This window comes from Candidatus Acidiferrales bacterium (assembly GCA_035934015.1).
Lineage (GTDB): Bacteria > Acidobacteriota > Terriglobia > Acidiferrales > UBA7541 > DAHUXN01.
On sequence record DASYYH010000003.1, the window covers coordinates 12,751 to 30,446 of the forward strand.

At 59.8% G+C, this 17,696-nt stretch carries 18 protein-coding genes; 7 read left to right on the forward strand and 11 right to left on the reverse strand.

Translation table 11 applies throughout. From position 1 onward, the window contains the following. Positions 1-2: 2 nt before the first annotated feature. The 5 genes from VGR81_00350 to VGR81_00370 all read right to left on the reverse strand — a co-directional run bounded on the left by VGR81_00350 (position 3) and on the right by VGR81_00370 (position 5,073). Positions 3-3,092: a hypothetical protein gene (locus VGR81_00350; protein ID HEV2287382.1), complete on the reverse strand. Its 3,090-nt coding sequence runs from the start codon at positions 3,090-3,092 to the stop codon at positions 3-5. A 98-nt stretch (positions 3,093-3,190) separates the two neighbouring features. Continuing rightward, complete coding sequence (locus VGR81_00355) at positions 3,191-3,445, reverse strand: hypothetical protein (GenBank protein ID HEV2287383.1); 255 nt, start codon at positions 3,443-3,445, stop codon at positions 3,191-3,193. A 39-nt stretch (positions 3,446-3,484) separates the two neighbouring features. Beyond that, positions 3,485-4,033 carry a hypothetical protein gene (locus VGR81_00360; GenBank protein ID HEV2287384.1) on the reverse strand — a complete coding sequence of 183 codons (549 nt, stop codon included), beginning with the start codon at positions 4,031-4,033 and terminating at the stop codon, positions 3,485-3,487. Between the two features lie 114 nt (positions 4,034-4,147). Then, entirely contained in the window at positions 4,148-4,543 is a 396-nt protein-coding gene (locus VGR81_00365) for a hypothetical protein (GenBank protein ID HEV2287385.1), read from the reverse strand. A 191-nt stretch (positions 4,544-4,734) separates the two neighbouring features. Further along, the gene (locus VGR81_00370; GenBank protein ID HEV2287386.1) at positions 4,735-5,073 is read right to left on the reverse strand and encodes a hypothetical protein; all 339 of its coding nucleotides are present in this window, start codon (positions 5,071-5,073) and stop codon (positions 4,735-4,737) included. A gap of 127 nt (positions 5,074-5,200) precedes the next feature. Here VGR81_00370 and VGR81_00375 point away from each other — a divergent pair, with 127 nt between their 5' ends. The 3 genes from VGR81_00375 to VGR81_00385 all read left to right on the forward strand — a co-directional run bounded on the left by VGR81_00375 (position 5,201) and on the right by VGR81_00385 (position 7,111). Then, positions 5,201-5,551 carry a DUF2089 domain-containing protein gene (locus VGR81_00375; GenBank protein HEV2287387.1) on the forward strand — a complete coding sequence of 117 codons (351 nt, stop codon included), beginning with the start codon at positions 5,201-5,203 and terminating at the stop codon, positions 5,549-5,551. 45 nt (positions 5,552-5,596) lie between these two features. Beyond that, positions 5,597-6,043, forward strand: coding sequence for a hypothetical protein (locus tag VGR81_00380; GenBank protein HEV2287388.1), 447 nt, complete (start codon positions 5,597-5,599; stop codon positions 6,041-6,043). A 138-nt stretch (positions 6,044-6,181) separates the two neighbouring features. Continuing rightward, positions 6,182-7,111 (forward strand): pirin family protein, encoded by a 930-nt coding sequence (locus tag VGR81_00385; protein HEV2287389.1) that lies wholly within the window; start codon positions 6,182-6,184, stop codon positions 7,109-7,111. 43 nt (positions 7,112-7,154) lie between these two features. Here VGR81_00385 and VGR81_00390 read toward each other — a convergent pair whose 3' ends face one another. Then, a complete protein-coding gene (locus VGR81_00390; protein ID HEV2287390.1) occupies positions 7,155-8,177 on the reverse strand; it encodes a Hint domain-containing protein in 1,023 nt (340 codons plus the stop codon). Between the two features lie 67 nt (positions 8,178-8,244). Between VGR81_00390 and VGR81_00395 the strand changes: the two genes are divergently transcribed. Together VGR81_00395 and VGR81_00400 are read left to right on the forward strand one after the other, a co-directional pair. Then, positions 8,245-8,802 (forward strand): hypothetical protein, encoded by a 558-nt coding sequence (locus VGR81_00395; GenBank protein ID HEV2287391.1) that lies wholly within the window; start codon positions 8,245-8,247, stop codon positions 8,800-8,802. 142 nt (positions 8,803-8,944) lie between these two features. Further along, on the forward strand, positions 8,945-10,003 hold the full coding sequence (locus tag VGR81_00400) for a hypothetical protein (GenBank protein HEV2287392.1): 1,059 nt from the start codon (positions 8,945-8,947) through the stop codon (positions 10,001-10,003). A gap of 244 nt (positions 10,004-10,247) precedes the next feature. Here VGR81_00400 and VGR81_00405 read toward each other — a convergent pair whose 3' ends face one another. Then, on the reverse strand, positions 10,248-12,632 hold the full coding sequence (locus VGR81_00405) for a hypothetical protein (protein ID HEV2287393.1): 2,385 nt from the start codon (positions 12,630-12,632) through the stop codon (positions 10,248-10,250). 94 nt (positions 12,633-12,726) lie between these two features. On the opposite strand from VGR81_00405, the gene VGR81_00410 reads away from it, so the two are divergent. Continuing rightward, positions 12,727-13,002, forward strand: coding sequence for a hypothetical protein (locus tag VGR81_00410; protein HEV2287394.1), 276 nt, complete (start codon positions 12,727-12,729; stop codon positions 13,000-13,002). Between the two features lie 6 nt (positions 13,003-13,008). Here the strand turns inward: VGR81_00410 and VGR81_00415 are convergent, their stop codons facing one another. The 3 genes from VGR81_00415 to VGR81_00425 form a co-directional block, all read right to left on the reverse strand. Beyond that, a complete protein-coding gene (locus VGR81_00415) occupies positions 13,009-13,500 on the reverse strand; it encodes a hypothetical protein (GenBank protein ID HEV2287395.1) in 492 nt (163 codons plus the stop codon). Positions 13,501-13,703: 203 nt separating this feature from the next. Beyond that, on the reverse strand, positions 13,704-13,853 hold the full coding sequence (locus tag VGR81_00420; GenBank protein ID HEV2287396.1) for a hypothetical protein: 150 nt from the start codon (positions 13,851-13,853) through the stop codon (positions 13,704-13,706). A 451-nt stretch (positions 13,854-14,304) separates the two neighbouring features. Next, positions 14,305-14,664, reverse strand: a complete 360-nt coding sequence (locus VGR81_00425) for a hypothetical protein (protein HEV2287397.1) — start codon at positions 14,662-14,664, stop codon at positions 14,305-14,307. Between the two features lie 322 nt (positions 14,665-14,986). On the opposite strand from VGR81_00425, the gene VGR81_00430 reads away from it, so the two are divergent. After that, complete coding sequence (locus VGR81_00430) at positions 14,987-16,897, forward strand: choice-of-anchor D domain-containing protein (protein HEV2287398.1); 1,911 nt, start codon at positions 14,987-14,989, stop codon at positions 16,895-16,897. 48 nt (positions 16,898-16,945) lie between these two features. Here VGR81_00430 and VGR81_00435 read toward each other — a convergent pair whose 3' ends face one another. Continuing rightward, positions 16,946-17,647, reverse strand: coding sequence for a hypothetical protein (locus tag VGR81_00435; GenBank protein ID HEV2287399.1), 702 nt, complete (start codon positions 17,645-17,647; stop codon positions 16,946-16,948). Positions 17,648-17,696 lie beyond the last annotated feature (49 nt).

A 17,696-nucleotide genomic window follows, 5' to 3' on the forward strand; every position in this document is an offset into this window, starting at 1 on the left:
CACTATTGCACCGTCCAGTAATTTGCGCCGTCGCTGACAAGCCAAACGCCCGCAGTGGGAATCGCGAATGTGGTCGCGCCGTTGATGTTGCAGCCGGAAGTGGTGATTGTCGGCGTGCCTGCGCCGGTCATTTTCAGCATTTCGCGCCAGCCGTTTGCGAAACTCGCGCCGTTCGGGCACGGAAGCGACACGGCGACCGCGGAAGAATTGTTGAACGTCGTGAGGCCGTCCTCATCGGTTGTCTGAATCGTGTAGGAAGTTCCGGCCTGTGCATTTACGGCGCCGTGCGCGGCGAGCGTGCGATTGGAATCGGCGCTCGGAGTGGTGGAAGATGCGCACCAGTTCCCCGCTTGCTGGCACGGATACAAAAACGAATTGAACGCGTTCGCCGGCGAGCCTGCGGCTTCGAAGTAGCCGGGATTCGTGTTGCTGCCGCCGCTGCCGCTTTGCACAAAAACATACGATGGATTCGTTTGCGAGCCGGAGCCGAGCGTAAGGCTATTCTGGCTCGTCAGCGTGAGCGACGACGCGGTGAGAGGGCCGGTGAGCGTCAGAGCGTGAGTGCTCGTCGTATAAAAAAAGTTTGTCGCGTCGCCGCCGAATGCGCCGCCGTTATTGAATTGCACGGCGCTGCTGCCGCCGCCGGGAGAACCGCCGCCACCGCTGCCGGATCCGCAGGCGCTCGACGTGACGGTGATAAGTCCCGGCGAGCCGCCAGCCGCGAGACAATTTCCGTTTGTCCACGAGCCGGTGAAATACGGAACTGTGCCGGAAACTCCGAGCAGCGACGGACCGCTCGAGCCGCTGGTCAGATTGGCGAGCATCGGCCCGGCGGCCCAGGCGTTTGCGTTCGATGAGCTTGTGCCGCTGACGTAGAACGTTTGCGTGCTGCAATCGCCGGACGTTGTTCCGACCGCGCCGCCGCCGAAAACATTCGACGGCCACGCGAACGTCCACGGCCCGCCGCCGCCCTGGCAAATGATGAAATCGAGCCACTGGCCGGGCTGCATGTTTTCGAGCGTCACGGAGGTCACGTTCGCGTTCATAATCAGCTCGAACGTGTTGCCGAGGCTGGCGTCGAACGTGGCGGAATTTCCGGATTGCGTGACGATCACTTCGGCAGCGCTCGCCGCATATGTGCTGAGCATGTCGGGATGAGTCCCGGCGCCGAAGGGCGCGGCTACAAACGCGCTCGCGCCATTATTCGCGAGCGAAAATGCCGATGTCGTCGCGTTGGCCTGCCATGCTGGAGCGCCTGCTTCATTGAAATTCAACTGGCTCGCGCCGCTCTGCGAATCGATGCCCAGGCCGTAAAAATACGGCGTGCCGGGATTTTCGGCTGTGCCAATGGATTCGACGTCGCTCTCGATGAGCCCCGTCGTGTGCGTGAGCCACGCGAGCGGCTGTGCGTCGGAAATGTTGCCGAGCATGTTGATGTGCGCGGACGCGCCGGTGGACAAATCGTCGACGATGTTCTCGTGGCCGCACTGCGAAAACGAATTGCGCTCGATGTCCAGCACCTGCGACGTATCGACGACGATCGGCGAAGGCGGATAGGCGGTGAGGTTGCACTGCATGAAATTGTTGCTGAGGTTGATGGCTCCGGGCGTGGGCGTGAAGCCCTGCGGCGGAATCGAATTGTCGCCGAGCTGCACGTTGTACGACGGCGGATTGCTGCCCTGCTGCTCGAAATAATTGCCGGTGATCTGATAGGGCGAACCATAGAGCATCTTCAGGTTGCCGACGACGTTGCCCTCGAAATCGTCGTCTTCGATGTTGATGTCCGCGCCGTTGACGATGAGTGCGCCAACGTAGTCGGACTGGATGTAGCTGTCTTTGATCGAAAAATCGTTGTTCGAGCCGGAGCCGAAAACGCCGATGCCGAAGCCAGCGATGTAAACGTTTTCGAGCTTGCCGCAGCAGCCGAAGCTCGTGTAGCCGTTGGCCGTGGATGCTGTGCCCGCGGTCGCTGCGTCGTTCGTGAAAATTTTCACGCCATCGAGCTGCGCGCCATTGGGATCGTAGATCGCGGCGTAGGCGGTTGTGTTTACCGCGGGACGAAAGCCGAGGTTGGCGAGCGTGCCTGCGAAGGTCCAGCTTGTGCCGATGGCCAGAGGCGAAGAAACTTGCAGCGTTTCGTTGTTGGGGTTCGAGGAAACGAAAACGTTCCAGCCGGTCGCGCCGGTTTCGCTCGCCGGCGCAGTCACTTTGAAGCACTGGCCGCTCGCCGTCGTGATTGTCGCTTCGGGCGAAACGTTCGTTTGACCCTGCGCGCTCACGTAGGTCGCTTCGACGTAATACGCTTCCGCCGGACAGCCGGAGCCGCTGACCGTTGTAAGCGCAGGGGCAAGAGGCGCGGCGAGCGGTCCGCCGATGGTCGTGGGATACTTCACGCCCATGTTGCTCATCGCGAAGCCTTGCGCGCTGATGTTGAGCGCGTTCTGCGGCGTCGCACCCTGAAAATCGATGTAGCTCGGCGGCGCGTTTTGCGTGATGAACTGAAAATGGCCGATGCCTTCGAAGGTCACGTTTGGCGTGGTGACGTTGATGGCGGAGGTCGTCATGCACACGCCCGGAAAACTGACGATGCCGCCGATGGCCGCGCCGCTTGTTGGCAGCGAATTCACCGCAGCCTGAATCGCTGCGGTGTCGTCGTTCGTGTCGTTACAGAGCGCGCCATAAGCGCGGACGTCGCGCGTGATGCCGGAGCCGCAGCCCGCCGCGCTGGAATTTGGGACGCAGCCGAGCGTGATCGTCTCCGTGAATGGGACGATTGCTTTGCCGGGCGAATAGAATTCGATGAAATACGTGCCGGGCGCGGCCCAGAAACTGAAGTTGCCATTCGTGTCGGCGAGAATCGGATTGGCCGCGGGCGCGGAGAGCGCGGGGTCGGCGTAGATAGCCGCAAGCGGCGCGCAAGGCTCGCCGACGTTGCCCGGGCTCGTGGGATTCGCGACGCAAACGGCGACGGCGCCATTCGAAAGCGGGCGATTATCGGCCGTGCGCGCGACGTCGTTGTAATGCACGCCCTGAGCGAGCGCGGGCGAAGCGGCGAATATCAATAGAGCGAGAATCCGCAATAGTTGTTTCATGTGTCGTGTCCTTACGCGAAGGATAACGTAACGGATGGATTATACGGCGATGCGTGCATATTGAATGCGATTGGCCGCGATGCGATCACGCCGCTTCCTCAGTGCGTGCGATCGTTCCAGTCGATCCAGCGGATCGAAGGCGAGGGCGGGCGCTCGATTCTTTGCTGGTCGCAGAGGCGCGAAAGCAGATCGTAAATGTGCGGCAGATGGTTTGTGGCCATGTCCGCGACGAAAACGCGCATGATTTCGTCGTCGCGGATGCGGCGGTAAATCCAGCGCAGAAACAGGACGAGCTGCACCGCCGTCGCGCCGAGGACCGCGATGGTCGTGGGATTCCAGAGTTTTGCGAGCATGATAGGAGCATTTCGGATGAAATCGCCAGCAATCGCGCGCTAGCCGAAAAGAGCGCCGAGACCGAGGCCGACATCGCCGAGCAATGTGCTTACGCCGGGACCTTTTGACGCCTGCTCCTGCACATTGAGCAACTGCGCGGGCACGCCCATCGCGCGGCCCAGCAGATTCGTATTGATGTTGTAGGTGTTTTCGAGCGCGTTGAGGCCGGCCATTTGCTGATTGATTTGCTCGTTGGCGAAAGCGATTTGGTCGGACTGCGCCTGATTGGCGAGCGATTGCGCCTCCTGCTGGCCGAGCTCGGATTCGAGCGCGTTGTAGCCGGCGGTGTTGTTCGTGCGTGCGACGCGATTCGCGGCGGATTCCTGCAGGGCGTCGTAGGCCGTGCGCGCCGCGCCCATGCCCTGCTGCTCGATGGCGGATTGCTGCGCAGGCGTGTAGCCGGGACCGTTCAGAAGATTTTCGATTTCTGGCGTGAGGACGCCGAGCTCCTGCTGGCCTTCCTGATTGGCCTGCGAGATGAGCTGGTCCTGCGCGCCAAGCTGCTGTTGCGATTCTTGCTGGACTTGCTGCTGTGCACCTCTGGACATGATTCATTCCTTTCGCGAAAATTCATATCGGCCGAGCTTTGGAATCGGCTTGCCGATTCAAAGCAAGTGGCAAGTGACGAGTGATGAGTGATGAGCAAAAACAATGGCGACAAATCAGCGCAGGCGCTTGCAGTAGGGCGTCCAGCGGTCGTCGCGGACCCAGCCGAACGATTCGAGGCGGCGGCCAAAGCGTTCCGCGATGCGCGGCGGCAGCCAGGCGTGGGCATCATCGAGGCCGCGAGCGCGCAAGTCGTGTGCGCCTGCGCGATGCAGCTCGAGCAGACGCGCATAACGATCTCGCGGAGCGCCCGCTTTCGGATCGACAAGCAGATACATCTCGCACGTCAGCCGCGCGAGAGATGCCATCACCGCGCGGCCGGATTCATCTTCGAGAACGAGTTTGCTGACGAAGATCGGGTCGCGCAGATCCGGAAAGGCGTAATCGAATCCTTGCGCACGATGCATGGCGAGGAGCGCGTCGAGATCGGCGTCAGTGTATTCGCGAATCATGGAAAGGCAGTGACGAGTGACCCTTCGGCTGCGCTCAGGGCGGGCAAGTGACGAAAAAAATCAGGCACGAAAACGCGACGCTGCAATTGCAAGTCGTGAACCAAAATAAAACAAGATAGGGCAATGGCCACGGCGAGGTCCTTCGCATCGCAGAAAACGCTCTGCTCAGGATGACAATCCTAGCCGGATTGTCAAAACACGCGATGACGCAGGAGCGGATTCACGCGCGCGAGTTTTTCGGCGAGGGTGAATGTGTCGTCTCCCGAAGCGACGCCGAATTGCGCGAGCGCGGAAGCGACGCGCTCGGAGACAGGCGTGCGCGCGAGCGGATGCGGCAACACTTCGAATTCCGCGTCGTTTTCGAGCGCGATGTGCGCGGCTTCGTCGGCCGTGATGAGCGCGAGGATTGGCATGCCCTTCCCCTCTTCGGCCGCCGAGCTATCTGCCACGACGAAATGCGACTCGGCACAGCGCGGGGCGTGGCGCTGCCAAGCTGCCAAGGTTGTCAGGTAATAGCGCCTTCCAGTCATGGTTTCACTCTAAGCAAATGAAAATAAAGGATTTCGACGAATCTGACCGAATAGATTAATATTATTCATGTTCAGATTGACAATATTAATTTTCTTGGATAGTTTAGTTGCAAAAACGGAGCTGCGAATGGATATTTCAAAGTCAATTTGCCCTGACTGCAAGCAGTCACTGACAGTCGCGAAGATGGTTTGCCCTAGGTGCAAGATGGCCATGGAGGGCGAATTCGATGTCTCGGCGCTGGGCAAGCTGCCGCTGGAAGACCAGGCGTTCGTGATCGCATTTGTGCGGCATCACGGGTCGCTCAAGAAGATGGAAAGCCTCTTTAACATCAGCTATCCCACGGTGAAGAACCGGCTGAACGCCATCGGCGCGGCGCTGGACAAAAGCTTCGAGGCGCCGTCGCCGAATTTGTATGTGCTGGAGCAGCTCGCGCGCGGCGAATTGACCGTGGACGAGGCGCTCGAACGATTGAGTTAGGAGCTGACGCAAATTTACGAAAACGAATTTCGAAAAGGAGCGACGATGAGCGAAGAGCGAAAGAAAATTCTGGAAATGCTGGCCGAAGGAAAAATCACCTCTGACGACGCGGCGCGATTGCTCGATAAGATTTCTGGCGCGGCTCCGGCAACCGGAACGCCCGCGTCGGCGGCGAACGCAGTGGCGAGTTCGGTCGCATACGGCACGCAAGCAAATGCAACGGACGCGAAGAAGCCGCGGTTTCTTCGCATTCAAGTCGAGCGGCCCGGGCGCGAAGGCACGAGCATTCGCGTGCCGCTTTCTTTTGTGCGCGGCGGACGCCACTGGATGGCGATTCTGCCGGAGCGCGTCTCGGAAAAGCTGCGCGAGCACGGAATCGACTTCGGCTCCCTGGATCGCATGAACGATCAGGATTTCCAGCGAAAACTCGATGAAATGAATGTGGAAATCGAGAGCGAGAGCGGCAAGCGAGTTCGCATTTATTGCGAGTAAATTCCACGCAGTCGAAAAGATCTCGAACTATCAAATTGATTTCGGCGCCGCCCGCCGCGGGCTGAACGGAAGCCGAGAGTTCCCTTCCCTCATTTGCGATGGCGGGCGATGCGATGTAAGCTGCGAGAGGAGGGCCTCATGTCGCTCCGACCTGTAAAGCGCATCATTCAATCCAAACCGACGCTCGAAGGAGCCGGTGTGCATCTGCGGCGCGCGTTCGGCTTCGGCAATACCAAGGATTTTGACCCGTTTCTGCTGCTCGACGATTTTCGCAACGACGTGCCGGAAGATTACCTCGCGGGTTTTCCGTGGCATCCGCATCGCGGCATCGAAACGATCACGTATGTGCTTGCCGGAACCGTCGAACACGGCGACAGCATGGGCAATCGCGGCGCGATCGGCGCGGGCGATGTGCAGTGGATGACCGCGGGCAGCGGAATCATCCATCAGGAGATGCCCAAGGGAGATCACGCGGGCCGCATGCACGGATTTCAGCTATGGGGCAATCTTCCATCGGCGCTGAAAATGACGACGCCACGCTATCAGGAAGTCAAAGCGGCGGAGATTCCCGAGCTGAAGGACGACGACGGCACGCACGTTCGCGTCGTATGCGGAAATTTCTGGGGCATGAAAGGTCCCGTCGAAGGCGTCGCAGCCGATCCGATTTATCTGGATGTATCTGTGCCTCCCGGCCGGCACAAAACGCTGCCGGTGGAGACGACGCGGCATGCCTTCGCCTACGTGTTTGCCGGAAACGGAAAATTCTGCAATGCTTCGCGGCCGCTCGAAGTGCCCACAGAGCCTGTCGGGTGGCTGGAGACGAAACCTCCGACGCAAGCGGAAAACCGCTCGCTCATTTTGTTTGACCGCGGCGATGAAGTGGAAATTCGCGCGGGCGAAGACGGCGTGCGATTTTTGCTGGTCTCCGGAAAGCCAATCGAAGAACCCGTAGCGTGGTATGGCCCGATCGTGATGAACACGCAGCAGCAGCTCCGCGAGGCGTTCCAGGAACTGGACGAAGGAACGTTTCTGAAGCCGCCGGCGAAAAAGGCGGGCTCTTCGCGATAACGGCGAGTTTGTTTTTTTATTGGCGGATTCCCTATCGCATTGATCACGAACTGAAATTGTAGTTGTGCGTCAGCACTGACGCGGCGGCGCGGCCGGCGAAAAATTCGTGCGAAGGCTCGCACGCGACGATGACCTTGGCACCTTCTTCGGCGACGAGTTCGATTTTCTTCAGCGTCAATCTTCCCAACCGGCCAACCAAAATATCGCCGAGGCAAAGGCGCTCGGCGCGGACAGGCGCGCCATCGGCAAGCGTGAAGACGTGATGCGGCGTCACGTCGAGCGAATCCTCGTTTGAAAATGTGAGGCGGACAAACGCGTCGGCGGGATGAACTTCGTGACGCACGACGCGCGTCCACCTTTCGTTCAAGAACCCATCGTGGCCGAGAATATGCTCGCCGACGCGCACGTTTTCGATGGCGATGGTGTCACGGTCGCGCGAGAGAACCATCATTCCCGCGCGAACGCATGAACCGGAGCCGCCTCCGGAGCCGCCGCCTGTGCCGGATGTCGTGGTCGCGGCGATCATCGCGCCCGCGGAAAGCGGAATGCGGCCCTGCAATGATTGTTGTTGCGCAGCGGCGATGGTTTTTGAGGTAAACGCGTTCGGCGGATTCCCCGCCGCGGCGGGCCAACCTGCTCCGCCCGCGACCCAGGCGAGCGCGAGAAGCGTGTCGTCCCAATACGGATAAAAATAATACGTGGTGCCGGGCGAGAGACTCGCAATAGCGAGCGAGCCGTTTGCGACGGCTGTTGTTGTGCCGTCGGCGCGATAAATCACGAGGCCGGACCACGACCAGGTGATGCTCGAAGTGGTGCTGGCGTAGGTGAACGAGCCGTTCCACGTCGGCGGGACGGAGCCTTTCATGAGCACGCCGGGCCTGGTGGGATCGACGTCGTTGGACGTGAGCGCAGCGGCGGAGACGCGCGCGAAATCCGTGCCGTCGGTGACGTCGGTATCCATCGAGAGCTTCAGATTGTTCACGCCGGAGACGATGCGGTTCATCGCCTCATAGAGATGCGTGCTGATTTTTTTGAGCGCTTCGATTTGGGGAATATTCAGCGGCATGATTCGATCGTTGTCTTAGACCCGTCTAGGTTCGTGAATTTGATAAGATGCGCGCGCGGATCATTTCTTGCCACTAACGAAAGACAAATCCGGCGGCATCCTCGGCGCGGAGTCGCTGAAAATTGTTCTGGTATCGGTCGCGGCGGCGATGGGCTACGGAATTGTTCACGACGAAGTGACGATTCGCGTTTGCGCGGAGTATTTCACCGTGGCGCACGCGCATTTGCCGCTGCTGCACTCAAGCTCGGCGACGATAGTCGCGCTTGGCTGGGGCGTCGCGACATCGTGGTGGGCCGGGCTGGCAATCGGAATCGCGCTGGCGATTGCGGCGCGCGCCGGCTCACTCCACAAATTCACATGGCGAGATTTTCTGCGGCCTATTGCGTGGCTGCTTTTCGCGATGGCCGCGGTCGCTGCGCTCGCGGGATTCGCGGGATGGTGGCTCACGGAAACAGGCCGCATCACGGCGATGCAAGCATGGGCCGCGATGCTGCCGTTCGACCGGCAAGGCGTTTTCATGGCCGATGTGTGGGCGCACGCGTCGAATTATCTGAGCGGCTCGATCGGCGGCTTGCTGCTGGTTGCGCACACGCTGTGGCAGCGCGTCAGCGCGCCGATTGCATGAATGAATCTGCCGCCACATGCGGCGACCCAGAATTGGCTTGACAGTCCACGCTGTCTTCCCGTGTAATTACGAAACTCTAACGCATTTTGCGTCCGTGAGTTGAGGCTGAACGGGAAGCCTTCAGGTCGGATGGTGTCAACGAATGCTGCGCGCATGGTGGAACCAATTCTGCGAAATCAATAAGAGCATCTTTCGCCTGAAGGGCGATGATTTCGCGTATTTCACGATTGTCGGGCTTGTGGTGATCGTCGCGGATGTGGTGGCGGCATTTTCGACAATTTACGTGAGTTTTTTGAAATTTGTCGTTGGCTTGCTGGTTTCGGATGACAACCTGCGCGCGCGAATCCTTGCCGAACCGCTATCGGGACACGCAGAGTTTCGAATTCTCTTCATGCTCTCGTTGATGGCCGCGGTGTACCTGTTCCTTTATGCGTTCCGCGCGCCTGAAGTGCTCATGCGACGGCAGAGAGATGCTGCTGCCGCGCGAGACGGGATGGCGGCGCAGATCAAACGACTCGAACACGACAAACAGGCGCTGGTGCTGAAGTCGAATTACCGCGACCAGCTTGCCGCCGCCGTGGGCATGAGAGTGACGTCCGTCAAACGATTTTGTTACATTCTCAACGAAAAGGGCGACAGCCGAGTTCGCCAGGAAGAGACGTTTGTCGTGCTGGGCCTGGAAGTTAAACACCTGGTGCGAAAATTGCGGTCGTACACGGCGACCGGCCGCAAGCAGCCAAAGATCGAGGCGCTCGGCCTGCCCGCGGACCGGCAACCGGAGACCACTTGCCAGCAATCCGGGCCGGAGACACGGTTTCACATCCGCTTCAAAGATGCGATTCCCAAGGGTCAGGCCGTCACTCTGCTGATTACCGAGGAAATTGACGGCAATTTCAAAATGGCCTACGGAAAAGACTCCGAAGAGGAGTATGTGGGCCACTGGGTTTACGAGCCGACCGAACTTCTGGAGTTATACGTCGAATTTCCGAAAAATTATGACATCTCACGCGAAGACGTTTGGAACCGCACGACGTATGGAATGAGCGAGACAAGGCATCACGAAGAGGAAGAACGGATGCACAAGGAAGGTGCAGTGAGCCGCACGTTCAACGCCGATGGCAAGCTTGCGCTAGGGCTAACGGTTAAGAATCCAATTTTGACTCTTGCGTATCAACTGTGCTGGAAGCCCAAAAAGGCGTAAAGGAATTAAGGTAAACCCTTGTGAAGAAAGTAGGCAGGATTTCAGTTGCTACTGGCCACCGGTCATTACATCGTTCATCAGTTTCATAGCCACCCTCCGCAGCATTGAATTCTAGAAGGATTATACACCACTATCGGCAACTTGCGCCCACTTTTTGCCATTTGTGTCCAGTTTTGGCTGTTTTTGTATCCACTCTGGCAATAGATCCGTGTAAGGCTCATGTTTTAAGCGCTTTCGGCCGGCCCTAATTGTGGCCGCGGACGAAGGAGAAGGGTGAGGGCTTGGCCCAGGGGACGCATTTCGTCAGCGAAAACCAGGAGCCTGCGGCGTTGGTGGCGAACTGGTAGGCGACGCGCTCGGCGTTGAGATTGGAGATGATCTCGAGATCCTGCGGCGCAGGATAACTGAGCGCGAGCGAGCCGAGAAGCGTTTCGGTCGCGTTGCCGGGCGTGAAGGCGTTGATGTTGAGTGTGCCGGAGCCTTGCGCGAAGGCCGTCAAATAGCCGAAAAGATCGCGGCCGGTGGCGCCGGTGCGCGAAAGAAACGCGGTCGTGTAATGGGAATTGATGGCTGCGCCGTCGTCGGAGAATTGGCCTTCGGTGAGCTGATAGATTTTTCCGTTGGCGATGTTGTTGCCGAGAAAAAGCGCGGCGGTGCCGTTGGGGCGCTCGATGAGGCTGGCGCAATTCGCGGCGATGAACCACGGCGCCCATTTGCGCGCGTTGGGCGGCGACGAAACGGCCATCCACAGCGGGTCCTGAAAACCTTCGACGTAATCGAGCACGAGAATTTCGTTGGGCGTGGTCGCGCTGCCCATGGGCACGCCGACGTAGATGCGTTTGTGCTGCGTATCGACAGTGACCCAGAGCGAGCTGCCGTATTGCCAGTTGATGGCGTCCCAGGTGGGCTGAATTTCCTGCGACAATTTTTGCGGCTCGCCGCCAGTGAAAAGATAGAGGCCGGCGCGCGAAGCGATAACGACCCAATCTTCGCCGATGCCGACGCCGTGCACGGAAGGCGTGCCGACGGAGTTGGAAACTTCCTCGACGTCCCAGAAAGCAGGCTCGGTGGCGCCGTTGTCGGCGGTGACGTAGAGGCTGCGCTCCTTGACGAAATACAAATTGTTGCGGATGACGAAGGCGGAGCGAACGGCCTGGCCGTTGTTCACGGCGATTTCGATGAGGCCTTGCACGCCATCGTAGGCTTCGGGGTCGGAGTTGCGCGAGGCGCGCACGATGGAAGGGCTTTGCGCGGCGTTGGTCGGGAAGATTTCGATGTTGTCGACGAGAAATGATTCGCCGCTCGGCGAAGGGGTGCCATCGGCATAAACCTGAAGCACGAGATCGCTGGGAAGCGAAGTTTCTGGCGGCATCAGCTCGGCGATGAATTCCTGGTAGCCGGTGGTGGCTTGCTGCGCGGTGACGGCGAGGCCGCTGCCGAAAAATCCGTGCGATAAGCTGTAACAATTGATGCGGAAAGTTCCCTGCGTGAGATTCGCGGAGCGGGCCACGCGCGCACGAACGGAATAATCGGTATTCGTTTTCAGTAGCGGATTGCCATTCACGTCGGTGAGCGCGGTTTGCTGAATATTGCCGCGCTCGATGGTGGCGCCATCGGCGGTGATGCGATAGGCGTCGCCCCAGACGACGTTGCTCGATTCGCGCGATCCGCCGGCGCTGAACGTTGGGCCGAGCGTCCAGCCAAGCGGACGGCCGTTGCTGGAAGCGTCCCAGCCGCCATCGAAAGAAAGATTGCGCCAGTTGGGCATTTTGGCGCGCTCGCCCCACCAGAAGAGGCGTTCGGAATACGCGGCGACGCCGAGCTGATCGGGTAGCTCGACGTTGGCGAAAAGATCCTGCATGCTGACGCCCGAGAGAAGAATGCCATCGGTGAAGTCGACTTCAAGCGACGTGGTGACGTTGTCGTTGATGGTCATCGAGGACGGAATCTGATAAAAGGTTGCGCCGCCTGCGCCAGTGAAAGCGAGCAAGCGCTGAACGACGTTCGATGGGCCGGTGGGAATGTTCGTAATGTTGGCTTTGAAACCGCCAGCGGCCGTCCACGAAACGGGCGGCGAAGGCATGGTCCAATAGCCCTGGCGCGTCACGAAAATCACGGCGCATTGATGTACGCCGGGGGAAATGCTGCCGGAAGTTGTGGCGTCGGCGACGGCGGGGCCTTCGGCGGGGCCGATCTGGCTGACGCGATCGAAATACGTGTCGTCATACTGGCGCGGAATGTCCTGGCCAAGCGTGCCGCTGGAAAAGGCCATGTATTCGCGGCCAAAATAATTCGTGCTGGCGAGAAAAAGGCCGGGCGCGACGACGCTGCTGACGATGGAGAGCACGCCCGGCGAAGTTTCCTTCCAGAAATTTCCGAGCGAATCGAGCACCAGCAGGCGCTGCACGAGATCCGTGGTGATGTAGGTTTTCAGGCCGTTGATGTTCGGCGCGCCGCCGAGCGGCGGATACATCGAAAGCAAGCCGGGGCGCGTGCGGACGCCGCCGGGGAAAAATTCGATGTCGCGCACGTCGGGCGACATTCCGAAAGGCACGTCGGAAGGATCGAGCAGCGTCATCCACGTGCCGAAGTGCGTCAACTGAATCGGGAAGAAAGATTCGATGGACATGTTTTGTGCCTGGAATTGCGGTGATAACCTAGAGCGAATGCGGCCTTCCGAGAAAAATGAAAAAGCGAGCTGGCGGCCCAGCGCGGCGGGAAAAATGCGCCTCGATTCCCTGCTGCCTGACCAGCGAAAAGCGCCGCGACAAAGCCCGACGCGGCGATTGCGGCCGGCGGTTTTTACGCTGGTTTTTCTGTTTGCGGCCTACGAGTTTGCGCACATGTGGCGCGAGCCGGAGATGCGCAAGATGCGCCCGCAGCTTGCGATTGTCGCCGGCGTCGTGATTTTTATCGCCGCGTTCGCCATTGCGAGCGTGTTGCTGCGGAGTTGGCGTTCCCCGAAACACGACGACAAGCAAAGCACTCTAAAACTTTAGAAACGATTACTTCGGGCGGTAGAGCGGATTCGGGAGATCGAGCTTCTTTTTGCCGAGCATGTCGGCGGTGCCGCCGAGAGGATTGCGGAAGCCGCCAGAATTTGCGCTGGCTGGCGCTGCCGGAACGGGCGCGGCGACGGTTTCCGTTACGGCGGGCGCTTTGGGCGTGCTGGAATTCCCTGCACCGGCGGCGTGCGACGAATCGGCGTGCTCCTCGACGGGCTCGCCAGCGGAAATGGTCTCCTCCCAGCCCGTAGGAATCGGCCGGCCTACGTAATCGGTTGGGAGTTCGTGCTGCTTGGCGATTTTTTCGAGCGCTGCGGCGATGCGTCCGAGGTCGCGCGTGAGCTGCTCGGTTTCCTTCGTGCGTTTCAGGACGATGAAGCGCTGGCGCGAACCGCTGCCGGTCATCCAAACCAGGATGATGATGACGGCGATGGCCGCCGCGCCGATGGCCATCGGATGCGCCCAGAAATAGTTGACGAAAGAATCGAGCATTGCGGCTCCTTCAACGCCAATTCCAAGTATAGCGCGGCTCACGCGGCATACAAGGACGCTGCGCGAATGTGTTCACAGAGACGAGATCGGGCGGGCCTGAAGGCCGCCCCTACGGCATTGTAGGGCCGGGCTTCAGCCCCGGCCGGGCATTATTTAGCCCAGAGTAGTAGTATTCGCGAATGCATGAACGGCGCTTAATTCGTCTACCGCGAGATCAGTATGTTGGTGCCAGCTGGTTCTTCGTAACCATTTGCTGCCACGAGAGACAGGCAATTCTTGCCGATGGAGATAAGGCCTCGCGCGTGGAGAACCATCTCAGAACTGTCGCGCAAGCCCAAAACTTCTTGGTTCATGCGTGGTGCATCATGCCCGACCACATCCATATGCTAGTCAAAGGGGCCAGCGAGGGAAGTAATCTGTTGCGCTTTGTGGTGTTGTTTAAACAGGCTACGGCGATGGACCTATCCCGTGGGTTCGGAGTCTGCCTTTGGCAGCGATCATTCTACGACCACCGAATCCGGCGACATGACGAGGTCAGCAGAGTCGCTGCATACATATGGATGAATCCCGTGCGGCGAGGCCTGTGTAGTGCACCGACAGAGTATCAATTCTCCGGCTCGTTCACATGTGCGTGGAAGAGACACGCAATAGTTCGGCGAACTTGGTTGCCTCCGTGGAAGCGGGAATGGGCGGGCCTGAAGGCCGCCCCTACGGAACCACTGCGTGGCATTGGGAATTGATGAGGTGCTGAGGTAGCCTGCAGAAATTCGAACTGACGCAGAGCGCGAGTGATGGTGAGCTCCGCTAGCGCAGGCGGGGGAAGATGCCGTAAAACGTGATGGTGTCGGCGGAGATGGCTGCGGGATACGCGCCGGAGGCGAGTTCGGCGAAAGCGCCCGCGGAGCCAGCCTGCTCGAACATTTTGACTTTATTGCTGTTGATGGCTGTGCCGGAAGAAAAAACGTAATCGTAGCCAGCGAGGCCATCCATCCACGCCGTGCCTTGAATCGGCGGCTGCGTCGTGGGAATGCCGAGCGAGCCGATTTCGGTGAGATCGAGCGTGTCGCCGCCGGTCGCGTAATTGCCGGAAGCGGAGATGGTGCCGGCGACGTGGATGCGTTTGCCGTCGTCCCAATAATCAACCAAAGTGAATGCCAGTGCCATGAGATTCCTCCAAAGTGAGTTTCGAGAATGTTGAACGGGCGCAAGCCGTGTGAATTGAGCGAAGTGCGCGAAATTGGCCGTGAAATCCATGCAACCTACGCGCGCGGAGCGTCATCGCAAAGGACTTGAAGGCGGCCTCCGGAGCGCGTGGACAGAGCGCATTGGTGCGTTTGCCGCTGGTGCATTCGTGTTGCGCGAACGGCTGGCCGCGCGGATGATTCGGCGAGAGGGATTCGGCGCTCGTGTGTTATGATTTTGTGCTCTGTGTAACGCCGAATCGCATCAAGCAATCTTGAATTCGAGGAGAGGAAATTTGCGCCGTGTGCTGGCGGCGTTCGCCATATTTGCGACGCTTATTTGGTTGGTAACGAGAACCTCTCGTCCCGTTCGGGCGCAGCAGGCGGCCGCGCAGAAATCCAGCGCCAGCGCGGCGCTGACTGTGGCTTCGGGCGCGCAGTATGCCAACGTGCGCGGCCTGGCGGTTGACGCTGCGAACGAGCTTTACGTTTCGCTGAGCGCCATGCCGCCCGCAGCGCAATGCGTCTCGCCGGGAACAACAACTTCCGCTTCAAAATCCAAGTTAGCCGCGAATCTGACGGTGATCGTCTTCTCGAATTGCGCTTCGGCGCCAAACGAAGATCCTTCGGGCATCGCCGTGACGCCGCAAGGACAAGTGTATCTGGCCAATCGGCTGCAAAATACGATCCGGCTGCTCGATACGGTCGGCGGAAAAGTGACCGTGGTGCCGCGCGCGATGCAAAATGGCGCTGCGGCGAGCGCCAGCCATCTGAATCTCTTTGAGCCTGCGGGATTGTCGCTCGGCGCGTTCGAAAATCTTTACGTCGCGGACCGCGGCAATAACCGCATCGTGACGTTGAATTCCGGCGCGGACAATTTTAGTTATCTGGCGCACGTCCTGGACGCGGATGTTGTCGCTGCGGATTCCGCGCGCGGCGAACTGTACGTGGCGTCGCCGGGGTCGAATCAAATTTTCAAAATTGACCTGGCTACAAACGGCGTGGCTCCGTTTGCGGGCACGGGCGGCGTGCCGGAATCGGACGCTGCGCAAATCGCTTCGCCGATTGCCGCGACATCGGCAACTCTTGCAGCTCCGGATGGCGTGGCGGTGGATGGTGCGGGAAACGTGTTCGTCGCGGACACAGGCGCGAATATGCTGCTGCGCGTGGACGCGAAAACGGCGATGCTGACGCGCGTCGCGACGGCTACGAATTTCAGTTCGCCGGCCGCGCTGGCCATTGACCGGCAGGGCGACGTGTTTGTTGCGGATCGCGGCAACCAGCGCGTGCTGGAATTCCCCAAGCTCTCTGCGCCCGCTTCGCCGGCGAATATTTTTCTGACGCCTTCGTCGTGGGATTACGGCGACGAACCGACGGGCGGCATGGCGCCGGTGGAAGCTTTTACGCTGACGAATAATTCCACCGTGGCGATTGCGCTCAACAGCAACAGCTTCACTTTTGCGGGCGCAAATCCCAACGACTTCACCGAGACGACCAGCTGCATTCCGCAAGTCGCGGCGAATGGCGGGACGTGCCAGGTCAACGTGACGTTTATGCCGCTGGGCACCGGGGCGCGCTCGGCGACGCTCGAAGTGGCAGACTCGGATCCGTCGAGCCCGCAAACCGCAGCGCTGAGCGGCACGGGCGACGATTACCAAATCAATGGAACGATCATTGACACGACGCAGAGCGTGATTGCCGGAACGACCGCGACCTACAGTCTTTCCGTGACCGCGGACAACGTTTTCAGCGGAACAGTCACGCTGCAATGCCCGACGATTTTGCCGAACGGATCGAATTTGACGTGCCAGACTTCGCCGCCGTCGCTTTCGCTGACGCCGGGAGCGACGCAGCCGTTCAAAGTGATGCTCGGCACGGGCGCGGCGACGACGAAAGTGCCGCCGGCCTGGCCGCGGAAAATTCCGCCGGCGCGTTTGCCGATGATGTTGATCGCCGCGATTTTGGCGCTGCTGGCGCTTGTGCTGCGAATCGTGGCGAGGCGTTCCGCTGTTGAGACGCTCCGCGCCGGCGCACGGCCGCGGCGAACGCGGCTGGCCTTCGGATTTGCGCTGGTCGCAGCAATGGCCGCATCCGGTTGCGGAGGCAACACGATAACGAATCCAGTGGCGACGAATCCGGGCACGTATTCGATCATGATTCTGGCGACGGCGCAAAACGCGACGCGCTCGATCACGCTGATACTGAACGTCAATTAGCACACGCGCAGAACGCCTGCGATTCCCTGCTCGCCTGATTTTTCCAGACTACAAATAAACGACGCGGCGGCGATGACCGTAAGGCTTGCGCCGGCGGCCCTTGAATTGTTCGGGGCGAACGTAGCGCTCGATCAAATTATTCGTGGACATCTGCGCTGCGCCCATCATGTCCGCGGCCAGCGCCTGCGCGCCGCGCGAACGCGCCGCGAGCGCCGCGACGGAATACGCGAGCGGATCGATTGACGAACGGATCTGCACGGGATCGGTTCCCTGCACGAGCGCGGGCAGCGATTTTTCGTAGCGCACGCGAAGCGTGATCTCCTGCGTCGCGCCGATGAGCTGAATGGTATCCTCGCGCCATTCCCACATGCGCAGATACGAGCTGGGCTGAAAATTCGGCAGGCCGCTAGTGATTTTTTCCATGGGAATAAAAAGGTCGCTCGAATTCGCGGCCTGCTCCCAGAGCTGATGCGGCGCGAGAAGATCCGTCGGAAGCTGCGGCGAGCTGACGTCGCTGATTTCCGTGACGGTGACGCCGCTCGCGAGCGGCAGATTGAGGTCCTGCTGCGCGACGAGTACGGAGACGCCTTCTTCGGCGAGCTCGCGTTGCAATGCGCGATAGGCGGAATTCAAAAACGGAAAAAGCACGGCGTCGGAAAAAACCGCGCCTGCGGCGTCGTTGAGCAGCGAGCGCGCGAGAGTGAGCACGTCTTCCGCTTGGTCGTATGCCGTGGTGGAAATTACGGGCATTGAGAAACCTCCGAAAACTGTGACAAGTGACGAGTGAAAAGTGACGAGC